Here is an 11,872-nt window from a genome sequence, read left to right as displayed (position 1 = left end):
GTGTCATCTTAATGGGTTTTTCAGAAACCAAGGCTACTTTATCTAGTTCACATGACTAGTCCAACTAATACAAATGGTGGTCATGATACTATTTTAAGACTTTTTCGGAATTGTTAAGAGCAAGTAGCTCAATAGTCTGATATGTTCAAACTTTACGACGTACTTCTCAGCACTCTCAGCTTCACATTACGTGTACTGCCGATCATATTCTTTGGTATGCTGGCTTCCGAAGTTCTGCTAGGATTTGGTCTGCTGAAAAGGCTCGAAAAAATTGGAAAACCGCTCACAAAGCTCGCGAACCTTCCAGATGTTTGTGGTATTGCCTTCGTAACAGCCATAGGTTCACCAACGGCATCGAACGCCATGCTCCAGGACTTAAGGGAGGAAGGAGTTTTGAAGGATAGAGAGGTCTTGCTTTCTTCAATACTTAACTCGACAGTCGTACCACTCAAGGAGACATTCACGTATCATCTACCGGTTATCATGCCAATGTTGGGTCTTTACGTTGGGGGTATATACGTGGCGACATTGTGGCTGGGAACAGCCGCTTTATTGATATTTGTAATCGTCTGCGGTAGGCTAATCTTAGATGGCAGAAGTGTTGCTGTTGAAATGGTAATCGATTGCAAGGACTTCTCGTTCAAATTAGCTTTAAGAAAGACACTTAAAAAGTTCAAAAGGATAGGGGTTGTATTTGTTGTCGTTACGTTTTGCACATTCACACTGATGAGTGTCGGTTTGATCGATAGGACTGAAACACTTCTGCTTCCGATTGCAAAAGCGTTGAATTTGCCATCAATTGCAATTCCAGCCATTGCAACATACATTGCATCTCCTATTGTGGGTTTTTCGATGTTTGGGTCACTGTTGCAGAGCGGTGCGATATGTGAGAAAGATGCAATAATCTCTTTACTCCTAGGCAGTGTGTTCATGTTACCTATACTCTATATCAGGTTTTACTTTCCTCAGTGGATATCGATATTCGGGTTAAGGCTTGGACTGCTTAGAGGTTTGATAAGTCTCTCGCTTATGATGGTGACGAGAGTTGTAGTTCTGCTATTATTTTTAAAAATTTATTAAAAAATAAAAATTATTCTTCAACTACTATTCTGAAGGGAACCCTCGATATCGGTCCATAGCCAAATATTTCAACTCTATCGAACGTATCGGTATCGTCAATCTTTATCCAATGATCTCTTCCTGGCTTGTCTTCATATTTAAAGAGGTAAGAGGAATCTATAAGTTCAACGATCAAAACGTATTCCTCTCCAGGAATAAGCTTTGCAGCAGGAATCTCTGCTTTTCCATACTTTAGCGAGGTTATATAACAGTATCCCCTATCTTTATAGTATTCAATTTCTCCTCCTAAGGGATTCCATCCTCTTTTTGTGCATATCCAAACAGTTCCTTTCAAATCTCTTGGTGTATTTATTTCTATATCACTTACCCTTCTAAACACGATCGTTCCATTTGAATAAATCCAGTCCGCTCCACTGATTCTGAACCAGCAGTTTTTAGCACTCCTGTTGTAGAACGTTATGTCTTTGGCGTGTGCGCACATAAACGTTCCATCTGGGCTTAAAACTACGTCATTACTCTCTGCACTCGTAGAGGCGTTTACAGCTATCGCTGCTATTCCAATGCATACTACTAGACCCACTAGTAGTGACGACTTTCTCATAACAAATCACCGAATAGTGATGATAACATACTATTTTTAAGTTTTTTGATCTTAATTAATATTTCCAACAAGCTTAATGATAACACTTATATTCATAAAATGTAACTGGAGACTATGAAAAATCTGTTCGTTGCAATCGCAATCGTATGCATTCTCTGTACGTCTACGGCGAGCGCACTTAAAGTTGAAATAAAGACTCCAAGCGTCGTACTCCCTAACGAGAAATTCAACATTTCCATTGAAGTCGATGGAAATTTACCAACTGTTGTCGGTGTAGCTCTAAACGTTCCGAAAGAATTTACGCTCGTAAACTGCTTAACACCATACAAAGTTTCGGGGAACAGTGTGTCCCTAGCTATAATAAACGATACGAGAGTAGAATGCACGTTTAAAGCACCATCGAGCGAAGGAACGTTTACATTTGACGGAAAATGGGTTGACATGCTAAATGAGGGAGAAGGTAAACTTGAGGCATCGATTTCTGTGAGTAAAGTGACCGCAACGCAGATTACAACTACCACTGCAACATTCACAACCACAATCGTAACAACTACATCTCCAACGGCCACAACAAAACAGACACCTGGTTTTGAGTTTGTAACGGCAGTACTACCTATCTCCTTGATCGCGCTTAGGAGGTGGTTGAGATGAGATCGGCTGTTTTCCTCGCTCTAATATTGCTCGTCTCGTGTATTGAAGTAGTAAGCGCTAACGATTACATGGACTTATTTAAAGGTGATAACAGAATAACGAAGGACGAACTTGCAAATATTATAACAGATTACATGCTCGGAAGTTCAACGTTGAGTTTGGATGAAATCAGAGAGGCCTCTTACGTTTACATCCACTGGAATGGAGAACCGAAGTCAATTGTTGATTCAGCAAACAGAACTATAACGATATACAAGCCAATAAAGAGAATAGTAGCCTTGCACAGCGACGCCGTTGAAGCGTTAGTCGTATTAGGTGCTAAGGATAAAGTCGTTGGAGTAAGTAAGTATACGAAGGAGAGCAAAAGGCAATTCCCAGAGTTGAGCGAGTTACCATCTGTGGGATCGTGCTTCGATCCAGATATAGAAGCCATAGTAAGCCTCAATCCAGATGTGGTTATATCCTACGTCAGATGGCCAGACCCGAGCAAGCTCGAGGAGAAGTTTAAGCTCCTCGGTTTAAACATAACAGTAATAAGATTCGATTTCTACAAGGGTAGTACAATGAAGGAAGAGATGGAAAAGTTGGGCTATCTACTCGATAAAGAGGAGAATGCGAGTAAATACATCAAATGGTTCGAGAAGTATGAAAATCTTGTGAAGTCGAGGATCCCTGAGAAGAAGGTCAAGGTTTACACCTGCCGTAAACCCTTAAGAGCTTTCGGCGAGGGGTCGGGACTTTACGATCTGTCAGTTGCGGCTGGAGGAGACAACGTTCTGAAGGGTAGAAAAGGTTACTTTGACGTCGATCCAGAGCAGGTTATACTCTGGGCACCAGATGTGATCCTAAGGTGGAGCTACGCAGGTGGATACGAAACGGATGATATAAGCGGGATGAAAGCCGATTACGAAGAGATAGTCAACTTACCGGGATTCGAAAACGTGCCCGCGGTAAAGAACGGTAGAGTTTACGTGATATCCGCTGATCTTGCAACAGCTCCATCCTTCCCGGTTGCTCTCGTAACAGTTGCCAAATGGCTCTATCCAGACAGATACAGCGACATCAATCCAAAGGAAATATTTCAAGAGTATATCGACAACTTCCTACACATAAACTACAATGTGAGTGAACAGGGTAGCTTCGTATATCCTAAGTGGTAAATGATGGACACAGCAGAACTCTTGCGAGTTAAGGAAGAGTATGAGAGGTACGTAGGTAAAAAAATCCTTTTTATAATTTTTACCTCAGTTCTGATAATAGTGATCGCTGGAATCTCCGCAACGCTCGGTTCGTATCCGATTTCTGTTTCAGAAGTTTATTCGATAATCTTAAAATGTTTAGTCAGTCATCCTGAGAGCACTAAGGAGTCAATCGTCTGGAATTTAAGAATGCCTAGGATACTCCTCGCAATAATCGCGGGAGCGGGGTTAGCTTCCAGTGGTGCGATGACTCAGGGGATTTTGAGGAATCCACTCGCAACCCCATACACTTTAGGAATTTCATCTGCCGCTGGACTTGGGGCTGCAATTGCAATCATACTCTCGAAGGGTATCTTTGTGGGTAAGTATGTGATAGTGGGTAACGCATTCCTATTTTCTCTAATACCAACATTTGTCATACTCGCCTTAGCCCGAGTTAAGGGTGCCACACCTGAGACGATGATACTGGCGGGAATTGCTATGATGTACATCTTCAGTGCAGTAACGACAATACTAATGTACTTCGCCGAGCCTGAAGCGGTAAAATCAGCATACTTTTGGATGGTGGGTGACTTGGGACGGGCTTCGTGGGAGATGATCCCAACGATATTCGTATCCCTCTTGATCTGCTTTATCCTCCTAATGTGGAAGACTTGGGATGTTAACGTAATGATGACAGCTGGAGACGAAGTTGCAAAAAGCTTAGGAGTGAATCCAGAAAGAGAGAGAATATTCGTTATGCTCGTCTCCGCATTTTTAACAGCATCGATCATAAGTTTCACGGGAACGATCGGTTTCATATGCTTGGTAGCACCACACATATGCAGAATGATCATAGGTGGTGACTACAGATACCTGCTCCCAGCTTCAGCCCTTTTCGGAGGAGCTCTACTGCTTACATGCGATACCATTGCCAGAACGATCTTAGCACCCGTAATACTTCCAGTTGGAGTGATTACCAACTGCTTAGGAGGACCAATGTTCCTGTATCTGCTTATAAAGAGAAAGAAGGAGTACTGGTAGCATGAAGATAAGGATTAAGGGTTTAGAGTTTAGCTACGACAGCATCCAAGCTCTTAAGAATGTGACGATAGATATTTACGAGTCTGAGATTGTTGCAATTGTAGGCCCAAACGGATCTGGAAAGTCTACGTTACTGAAGTGTATAGACCGAATTCTGAAACCTCAGAAAGGTGTTATACTAATCAACGGAAAAGATGTCAAAAATTTCAGTCAGATTGAGATTGCTAGGACTGTAGGCTACGTTCCTCAAAGCGTTAAACAGTTCTTTCCAGCTACAGTTTTTGAAGTAGTTTTGATGGGTAGAAGACCGTATTTAGGTTGGAGGTGCAGTAGGAGGGATATAGAAAAAGTATTTGAAGTTCTCAGGATTCTGGACATCGAGAACATTGCCATGAGGGACTTCAACGAGTTAAGCGGTGGGCAACAGCAGAAGGTTCTGATTGCAAGGGCGTTGGCTCAGGAGCCAGAGATTTTGTTGCTCGACGAGCCTACGGCGAACCTGGATATCAAGCATCAACTCGAAGTCATGGAAATCATAAGAAATATTGTTAGAGAGAATGGAATTACTGCAGTTGTAGCTATACACGACTTGAATTTAGCTTCGAGGTACGCGGATAGAATTGTTATGATGAAGGACGGTAAGGTATTTGCTGTTGGAGATCCCAATGACGTTTTAACGCCGACTAACATAGAGAAAGTCTACGGTGTGAAAGTTAAAGTTATTAAGCTCGATGGAAGGTTGTGCGTAATACCTTTAGATCCTCTCCATTAATAAACTCAATTCTCATCTAAAAAATGAAAATCTGAAAAATAGGATTAACTCTCAACACTCACAACATCTTACCGTTGGGCCATAAGTTGTCGGGGACAGGTTTTCCATCTTTTCTTAGCTTATATCTGGCACAGTTCTCAAAGTTACCTTTGCAGTACCTCTCTTTTAGCATTTCTGCCGTTGCCGATAGCTGCAACCTGTTAAAGAATGGGCAATTCTGTAAATACGGGCACTCTACCATATCACTTCCCACCCTCCTTAATTAGGTTTTGGCTGACCTAAATATAATTTCGTTAAATAATAAAATTGCGTGTAGTTAATTACACATCTGTAAGCTTGGTCTTAGAAACCTCAATTTTGACGAAAAAACAGTTAGAATGTAGAGGTATTCGAACAAAATTTTTGTTGAGAAGTCATTTGAGAAGACTTAGTATTTCAGCTCTTATCGTTTCGGATTCGAAAAGTCTATGCTTTATAGCTCTGCTTGGGCAACTTGAAGCACAAACGCCGCAACCCATGCAGAGCAACTCGTCTATCTTTGCTCTCTTTCTCTCATCTATTTCGATCGCCTGGAACGGACAGAGCGGGATGCATATTCCACATCCAGAACATTTCTCTTCATCAACGTAAGCTGTAGTCGGCTCAAGCTCTATGTAACCTCTATCTATCATAGACAGAGCATGTCCCGCTACGGATTCGGCCTGAGCAACCGAATCTTGGATGTCCTTAGGCCCTTGGGCGCAGCCACATACGAATATTCCCGGAGCTATCACGGTTGGAGCTAATTTCGGATGCAATTCTTTGAAGAACCCGTTTTCATCGAGTGAAACCTTCAAAATCCTTGCAAGCTCTTTAGTACCCTCTGAAGGTTCCATCGCTGGAGAAAGTATGACCATATCGACTGGAATCCTTACAATCTTTCCCAAAAGCGTATCCTCAACGACAACTATGACCTTTCCTTTCTCAACTTCTCTTTTTTCGTCCTCGTTTATTGGTACATCAGTAACCTCCGCAACCCTTCCCCTTATAGTCCTAATTTCATCCAAAATCCTCTTGTAAAATTCCTCATACCCCTTCCCAAACGTTCTCATATCCATGTAGAAGTTGTAGACTTCTGCATTCGTTCTCTCTTTTATCAGATGAGCCAACTTCAGCGAATACATGCAACAGACTCTTGAACAGTACTTTTTATACCTCTCATCCCTGCTCCCAACACAGTGTATTATCGCAACACTCTCAGGCTCTCTGCCGTTGACAACTACCCTTCCACCTGTTGGCCCCGTGGAGTTTAGCATTCTCTCAACTTGCAAAGCTGTAAAGACATTCTTATATCTTCCAAACCCATACTCCTCCATCACAGATGGATCGAACAGCTTAAATCCCGTTGCCACTATTATTGCTCCTACTTCGATCTCCTCAATTCTCTCATTCTGATTGAAGTCTATCGCATCCGCCTCGCAAACCTCTTCACAGTACATGGGGCACTTATTTGTTAGGAAATGTAGACACTCGTTTGGATTTATGTAGGGGCATGTAGGTACTGCTTGGGGAAACTGCATGTGTATAGGTTTTCTGTATCCTATCTTCTCATCGAACTCCGATGGAATCATTGGATAGTGTAGGCAAGCCTCCACACACTCCATACATCCCGTGCAAGCCTCTTCGTTTATGAATCTCGGCTTAACCCTTATCTTAACCTTGAAGTTGCCAACTGAACCCTTAACATCGATTATTTCAGAGTTCGTGAACAGCTTTATATTTGGATTTTCCCTTACAGCAGTCATCTTCGGAGTTAGGATACAAGCAGCACAGTCCAGCGTTGGAAATGTCTTATCGAATTTGGCCATATTTCCACCAATCGTAGGTTCTCTCTCGACCAAGTACACCTCTACTCCAGCTTCGGCTAAAAGGAGAGAGGCAGATATCCCAGCTATTCCTCCTCCAATTACCAAAACTCTCGGTATGACATCGGCTTTCCTAATTTCAAGTGGCCTGTGTCTCTTAACCCTTTCGACAGCCGACTTTATTATTCTCTTAGCTTTCTCTGTAGCCTTAACACTATCATCCGAATGCACCCACGAGCACTGCTCCCTTATGTTTGCGATCTGAAGGAAGAATGGATTCAATCCAGCTTCACTCAAAACCTTTCTGAAAGTTCTTTCATGAAGATTCGGAGAACATGCGGCGATAACGACTCTATCGAGATTGTACTCCTTAATATCTCTTCTTATCAGTTCTTGTCCCGGATTCGAGCACATGAATCTGTAGTCTCTTACAATTACGACATCATCTAAACTCTTGGCAAATTCAACGAGTTCATCTATGTCTAAGACTCCAGCTATGTTAAAACCACAGTGACAGATGTAAACACCAACCCTCATTCAAACACCCTCAAATTTTTAATGATTGATAATTTAATTTAAGCTTTTTCATCGTCGTAATGAATGCGGTATACGTCGTATCAAAATTCACCATATGTCGAACTGCTATACTAACATTCAAAACTCATTTCGAAACTTAAGAGAAATTTCAACTGCTATTCTAACATCTATGGCCTAGAATAGAAAGAAAAATAAAATATTCAAACATCCAGTCCGTATCTAACTGCATTCTCATCCGCAATCTGTTGGAGCTTCGCGATTATTTTTGGTCCCTCTGGATGCTTGAATAGATGTCTGAATCTCCCCTGAACTTTCAAGTACTCTTCGACCGGCTTTCTGCTCTTTATCTTCTTGACTCTAACGAGTTTTCCGAATTCAAATTCAACTATTGGGAACAAGGCTGTTTCGTATGCGAGCCTTGCAACATAGACAGTTTTAGATGGATCGAAGTGCCATCCGGTTGGGCAGGGGCAGTGAACGTGAATGTACTTTGCACCCCTAAATTCCACAGCCCTCTTAACCTTTCTTCTCAGATCTCTTGGAAAAGCTACGGAGGCTGTAGCAACGTATGGAGTTCCGTGAGCTAAGGCAAATGCAACCATATCCTTTCTTCTCGAAATTTTTCCGGGTAAAATTTTTCCAGCTGGAGTTGTTGTTGTATATGCACCCGGTGTGGTGGTAGAGCTCTGTTGTGTTCCCGTGTTCTGATAAGCTTCGTTATCCAGACAGATGTAGAGGACGTTGTCGTTTCTGTGAAGCATAGATGATAAATATCCTATTCCTATATCTGCTGTGGCTCCATCTCCAGCAAATACGACGACGTGTCCCTCATTTTCCCTTCCCAATACTTCTAACGCGTTTGCAATACCGGAGGCAACTGAAGGACCGTTTTCAAAGAGTGAGTGTATGTAAGGCACACCCCAAGCGCTTTTACCGTACTGTGAACTTATTATCTCGAGACAGCCAGTCGGATTAACTACAAAGCACTTACCCTCCAAAACTTCCAAGACATTTCTAACGACTATCGGCAGTGGGCATCCGTAGCAACCACCATGACCCTTCCCAAAGAACATCAGTATAGCACCTCCTCAAACTCCTTTAAACCTTCAAAACTGTAACTGGGCTTAATCTCTTTGTTAACTACCTTCGAAACACACTTTTCTATGAGTTTCTTTGGAACATCTCTACCACCTAAACCTACTATGAAGGAGTAGACATCTGGTGATTCGCCGTAGAGTGCGTTTCTGATATCTATGGTTAAAATTCCTTCATATCCGAACGAAACTGCTCTATCAAACACTATGACGTTTTCACAATCTTTCAAAGCCTCTTTTATTTCTTCGGTTGGGAATGGTCTGTAAGTTCTTATCTTGAGATAACCCAATCCGTTCTCCTCAGCTACCTCTTTTATAGTTCCTATCAAGGAACCCATTGCGACAAGAACAGTCTTCCCCTCCTTGTACTCTATCAATCCTCCCCAGTCTCTCCTTATTTCAGCCCATTCTTTGAAGACTTTCTCGATTGTCTTTTTAGCGTTGACCATGTCTTTGTGCATTCTGTATCTGAACTCCATGTAGCAGTGCGGTGGAGCGTAGGAGCCAAACGTTAGAGGATTATCTACTGAGAGCTTTATCGGAGGATCGTAGGGTGGAAGGAAGCTATCTACCAACTCCTGATCGAGCAAATCTATTGGCTCATAAGCGTGAGTTAGCTTGAAACCATCCATACAAACCATCGTTGGAAACATTACGCTTTCAGCAATCTTGTAAGCTTGGGGAATCATCTCGTGAGCTTCCTGATTATCCTCAACGTATATCTGAATTATACCGGCATCTCTCAACACCATGCTGTCTTGGAGATCGTTCCATATGCTAAGCGGTGCAGATATAGCTCTGTTCGTGTTAACCATTACTATTGGTAGCCTCATCCCGGCTGCGTTAAACAGAACTTCACTCATCAATATCAAACCCTGTGAGCATGTCGCAGTGAAAGTCCTCGCACCAGTTGCAGAGGCGCCAACCAAGATTGATGCAGCATCGAATTCGGATTCAGCAGTTATATATTTACAGTTCTCGAGTTCTCCGTTTGCATACATCTCTGCCAAATTCTCTACTATCTCCGTTTGAGGTGTTATTGGATAAGCGCATATTATATTCGGTCTACAGAGCTTTACAGCATGTGCAACGGCGTAGAATCCTCTAACTACCTTCCTCATTCGATCACCTTCTCAACCATTTCTATAGCGTTTGCGGGGCATATATCACTACATATACCGCAGCCCTTACAGTAATCATAATCGACTTTAGCTACTACTTTCTTCTCTTCAACATGCACGAGTTCTATACATCCATCTGGGCACAGCATTCGACACTCCCCACACCCTACGCATTTATCTGGATTTACCTTCGGAATTTTAACAGCCCAGCTACCCGTCTTGTTTTCCAAAGATTCAAGCGGTCTTGATACTGCTCCTAAGCTTATCCGCATACTTCTCAACCTCCCTATAAGCCCTTTCAGCTACTTCAACATTCTTTTTGGCTATTTCTTCATTCTTTTTCTCAAACCACTCGTATATGGTCTCTTTAAGAGTGCTCAATTTCACTATCTTCGTAAAGCCTGCAAACGCACCAACCATGGCAGTGTTTGTTATTGGTCTACCGAGTATTTCGAGTGCGAGCTTTGTAGCATCTATCGTAATCGTTCGCTCCCATTTCGTCTTCTCCTTTGCCTTCTCCAAGTCTGGATAGTTGGCTATAAGCCAGCCCTTCAAACCGTTAACAACATCCTTACTGAGTATGGTCGGATCGAGGACCACTGCGTAGTCTGGTTCATAGATTTCATCTCTGTCGTTTATCTTGCTCTCCGAGATCTTCAAGTAGGATACGACTGGACCTCCTCTCTTCTCCGCTCCGAACATTGGAAATGAAAGTGTCCAATAACCCTCTTTAAATGCCGCAACGGCGAGTATATCTGCTGCAGTCACAACGCCTTGTCCACCCCTACCATGAAATCTCACTTGTATAATTTGAACCACCTCCCCCGTCTCATCGTCATACGACTTTTAAAATTTATCATTATCAATCATTGATCTCCTTAATCTTCGACAATTGTGGTGGGCACGCCTCGGGTCGATCCGCCTTGCGGGAGCCCATTCGGCAAAGCCTCTCCTCCCCGCACCCCCGAGAGCGCCGGTCGTCCGGGGTAAGCCTGCTCCCTTCCGGGCCTGGGCCGGTTCCCCCGGTAAACACGGCGGAGCATCCCTCCAGATGCTCCAACCGTGACCGCCGACCCCTCGGGACGGGGATTCTGCAAGGCTTTGCCGAACGGTTACTCCCGTTTGGCGGACCTTCCCTCGGCTTCGGCCCCCGCATATCGACGGTTTCGGGTTACAGGGGACGCCGAACCCCCCGGCCTAGCCCACCGATTTAAGTTGAGTAAGGTCTATTAAAAGGTTTTCTTAAACTGTGTTCATGGTCTCACTTGAAGAAATAATCAAAGATAGAAGGAGTGGCCAGAGTGCAATCCTCAAAAAGACCGTAGAACTGCTTAAGGGGATAGATGCTGAAAGGCGTTTAAGCGTATGTGAAGAAATAGCAAAGGTACACAAGTTTATGGCTGGGCTGAAGTGGTTATGCGAAAGAATCAGAGAGGGTTTTGATCTTGAGGATATAGAGAGGGAGATTGAGAAGGCTGATAAGGAGGCTGTCAAATATTTAGAGGATCTTGTAGATGGGAAGATAGTTGTAACGATAAGCAGAAGTCACACAATCGAAAGAGGGCTGTTAAAAGCTTCAAAGGTTATAGTACTTGAATCTTTTCCGAGAAAAGAGGGCCTAGACATGGCGAGATATTTGAAGGGTAGGAGTGTAGATGTTAGTATATTTCCGGACTGTGCCATGGGTTATGCCGTAAAGGTTTGCGATCTCGCAGTTGTTGGAGCTGATGCAGTCTTCAAAAATGGAATAATAAACAAAGTAGGGACACTTCCCCTTGCTTTGTGCTGTAGACACTTTTCAAAGGACTGCCATGTAATTGCACAGCCTTACAAGTTCTTGGATGAAGTATACAGCGACGAGTTAAAGGATTACGTTTTCAAGGAAGACATGTTATTCGAGTTCGTTCCTAAGGAACTCGTAAAGATCTAACAACATTTTTATCTTGGGTA

At 43.0% G+C, this 11,872-nt stretch carries 13 protein-coding genes and 1 other RNA gene; 6 read left to right on the top strand and 8 right to left on the bottom strand.

What is annotated here, in order from left to right; all coding sequences use genetic code 11:
• Nucleotides 1-141: 141 nt before the first annotated feature.
• Nucleotides 142-1,080, top strand: a complete 939-nt coding sequence (locus ARCPR_RS05355) for a nucleoside recognition domain-containing protein (RefSeq protein WP_012940463.1) — start codon at nt 142-144, stop codon at nt 1,078-1,080.
• 10 nt (nt 1,081-1,090) lie between these two features.
• Here ARCPR_RS05355 and ARCPR_RS05350 read toward each other — a convergent pair whose 3' ends face one another.
• Entirely contained in the window at nt 1,091-1,681 is a 591-nt protein-coding gene (locus ARCPR_RS05350) for a hypothetical protein (protein WP_012940462.1), read from the bottom strand.
• Nucleotides 1,682-1,795: 114 nt separating this feature from the next.
• Between ARCPR_RS05350 and ARCPR_RS05345 the strand changes: the two genes are divergently transcribed.
• The 4 genes from ARCPR_RS05345 to ARCPR_RS05330 are packed head-to-tail and all read left to right on the top strand — an operon-like array spanning nt 1,796 to nt 5,326.
• Nucleotides 1,796-2,332 (top strand): hypothetical protein, encoded by a 537-nt coding sequence (locus ARCPR_RS05345; protein ID WP_012940461.1) that lies wholly within the window; start codon nt 1,796-1,798, stop codon nt 2,330-2,332.
• Nucleotides 2,329-3,492, top strand: a complete 1,164-nt coding sequence (locus tag ARCPR_RS05340) for an ABC transporter substrate-binding protein (RefSeq protein ID WP_012940460.1) — start codon at nt 2,329-2,331, stop codon at nt 3,490-3,492. Before ARCPR_RS05345 ends, ARCPR_RS05340 begins: the two co-directional genes overlap by 4 nt.
• 3 nt (nt 3,493-3,495) lie before the next feature.
• The gene (locus ARCPR_RS05335; protein ID WP_012940459.1) at nt 3,496-4,554 is read left to right on the top strand and encodes a FecCD family ABC transporter permease; all 1,059 of its coding nucleotides are present in this window, start codon (nt 3,496-3,498) and stop codon (nt 4,552-4,554) included.
• Nucleotide 4,555: 1 nt separating this feature from the next.
• Nucleotides 4,556-5,326: an ABC transporter ATP-binding protein gene (locus tag ARCPR_RS05330; RefSeq protein ID WP_012940458.1), complete on the top strand. Its 771-nt coding sequence runs from the start codon at nt 4,556-4,558 to the stop codon at nt 5,324-5,326.
• A gap of 58 nt (nt 5,327-5,384) precedes the next feature.
• Here the strand turns inward: ARCPR_RS05330 and ARCPR_RS05325 are convergent, their stop codons facing one another.
• The 7 genes from ARCPR_RS05325 to ffs form a co-directional block, all read right to left on the bottom strand.
• On the bottom strand, nt 5,385-5,567 hold the full coding sequence (locus ARCPR_RS05325; protein WP_012940457.1) for a hypothetical protein: 183 nt from the start codon (nt 5,565-5,567) through the stop codon (nt 5,385-5,387).
• Nucleotides 5,568-5,739: 172 nt separating this feature from the next.
• Nucleotides 5,740-7,707 (bottom strand): CoB--CoM heterodisulfide reductase iron-sulfur subunit A family protein, encoded by a 1,968-nt coding sequence (locus ARCPR_RS05320; RefSeq protein ID WP_012940456.1) that lies wholly within the window; start codon nt 7,705-7,707, stop codon nt 5,740-5,742.
• Between the two features lie 200 nt (nt 7,708-7,907).
• A complete protein-coding gene (locus tag ARCPR_RS05315) occupies nt 7,908-8,780 on the bottom strand; it encodes a thiamine pyrophosphate-dependent enzyme (protein WP_012940455.1) in 873 nt (290 codons plus the stop codon).
• On the bottom strand, nt 8,780-9,922 hold the full coding sequence (gene porA / locus ARCPR_RS05310) for a 2-ketoisovalerate ferredoxin oxidoreductase subunit alpha (RefSeq protein WP_012940454.1): 1,143 nt from the start codon (nt 9,920-9,922) through the stop codon (nt 8,780-8,782). Before porA ends, ARCPR_RS05315 begins: the two co-directional genes overlap by 1 nt.
• Nucleotides 9,919-10,194, bottom strand: a complete 276-nt coding sequence (locus ARCPR_RS05305) for a 4Fe-4S dicluster domain-containing protein (protein WP_012940453.1) — start codon at nt 10,192-10,194, stop codon at nt 9,919-9,921. Before ARCPR_RS05305 ends, porA begins: the two co-directional genes overlap by 4 nt.
• Nucleotides 10,157-10,732: a pyruvate ferredoxin oxidoreductase subunit gamma gene (locus ARCPR_RS05300; RefSeq protein WP_048084827.1), complete on the bottom strand. Its 576-nt coding sequence runs from the start codon at nt 10,730-10,732 to the stop codon at nt 10,157-10,159. The genes ARCPR_RS05305 and ARCPR_RS05300 overlap by 38 nt, the downstream gene beginning before the upstream one ends.
• A gap of 85 nt (nt 10,733-10,817) precedes the next feature.
• Nucleotides 10,818-11,130, bottom strand: an RNA gene (gene ffs / locus ARCPR_RS09490) — signal recognition particle sRNA.
• A 47-nt stretch (nt 11,131-11,177) separates the two neighbouring features.
• Between ffs and ARCPR_RS05295 the strand changes: the two genes are divergently transcribed.
• Nucleotides 11,178-11,852 carry an eIF2B alpha/beta/delta subunit family protein gene (locus ARCPR_RS05295; protein ID WP_012940451.1) on the top strand — a complete coding sequence of 225 codons (675 nt, stop codon included), beginning with the start codon at nt 11,178-11,180 and terminating at the stop codon, nt 11,850-11,852.
• The last annotated feature ends 20 nt before the right edge of the window (nt 11,853-11,872 follow it).

The organism is Archaeoglobus profundus DSM 5631 (genome assembly GCF_000025285.1).
Taxonomy (GTDB): domain Archaea; phylum Halobacteriota; class Archaeoglobi; order Archaeoglobales; family Archaeoglobaceae; genus Archaeoglobus_B; species Archaeoglobus_B profundus.
Note: the sequence above shows the minus strand (reverse complement) of the source record. Positions and strands in the feature narration are given on the sequence as shown.

What these genes read in the sequence shown, in the direction of transcription:
- ARCPR_RS05355 (WP_012940463.1), top strand. Translation starts at nt 142, where the DNA reads ATGTTCAAACTTTACGACGTACTTCTCAGCACTCTCAGCTTCACATTA.
- ARCPR_RS05350 (WP_012940462.1), bottom strand. Translation starts at nt 1,681, where the DNA reads ATGAGAAAGTCGTCACTACTAGTGGGTCTAGTAGTATGCATTGGAATA.
- ARCPR_RS05345 (WP_012940461.1), top strand. Translation starts at nt 1,796, where the DNA reads ATGAAAAATCTGTTCGTTGCAATCGCAATCGTATGCATTCTCTGTACG.
- ARCPR_RS05340 (WP_012940460.1), top strand. Translation starts at nt 2,329, where the DNA reads ATGAGATCGGCTGTTTTCCTCGCTCTAATATTGCTCGTCTCGTGTATT.
- ARCPR_RS05335 (WP_012940459.1), top strand. Translation starts at nt 3,496, where the DNA reads ATGGACACAGCAGAACTCTTGCGAGTTAAGGAAGAGTATGAGAGGTAC.
- ARCPR_RS05330 (WP_012940458.1), top strand. Translation starts at nt 4,556, where the DNA reads ATGAAGATAAGGATTAAGGGTTTAGAGTTTAGCTACGACAGCATCCAA.
- ARCPR_RS05325 (WP_012940457.1), bottom strand. Translation starts at nt 5,567, where the DNA reads ATGGTAGAGTGCCCGTATTTACAGAATTGCCCATTCTTTAACAGGTTG.
- ARCPR_RS05320 (WP_012940456.1), bottom strand. Translation starts at nt 7,707, where the DNA reads ATGAGGGTTGGTGTTTACATCTGTCACTGTGGTTTTAACATAGCTGGA.
- ARCPR_RS05315 (WP_012940455.1), bottom strand. Translation starts at nt 8,780, where the DNA reads ATGTTCTTTGGGAAGGGTCATGGTGGTTGCTACGGATGCCCACTGCCG.
- porA (WP_012940454.1), bottom strand. Translation starts at nt 9,922, where the DNA reads ATGAGGAAGGTAGTTAGAGGATTCTACGCCGTTGCACATGCTGTAAAG.
- ARCPR_RS05305 (WP_012940453.1), bottom strand. Translation starts at nt 10,194, where the DNA reads ATGCGGATAAGCTTAGGAGCAGTATCAAGACCGCTTGAATCTTTGGAA.
- ARCPR_RS05295 (WP_012940451.1), top strand. Translation starts at nt 11,178, where the DNA reads ATGGTCTCACTTGAAGAAATAATCAAAGATAGAAGGAGTGGCCAGAGT.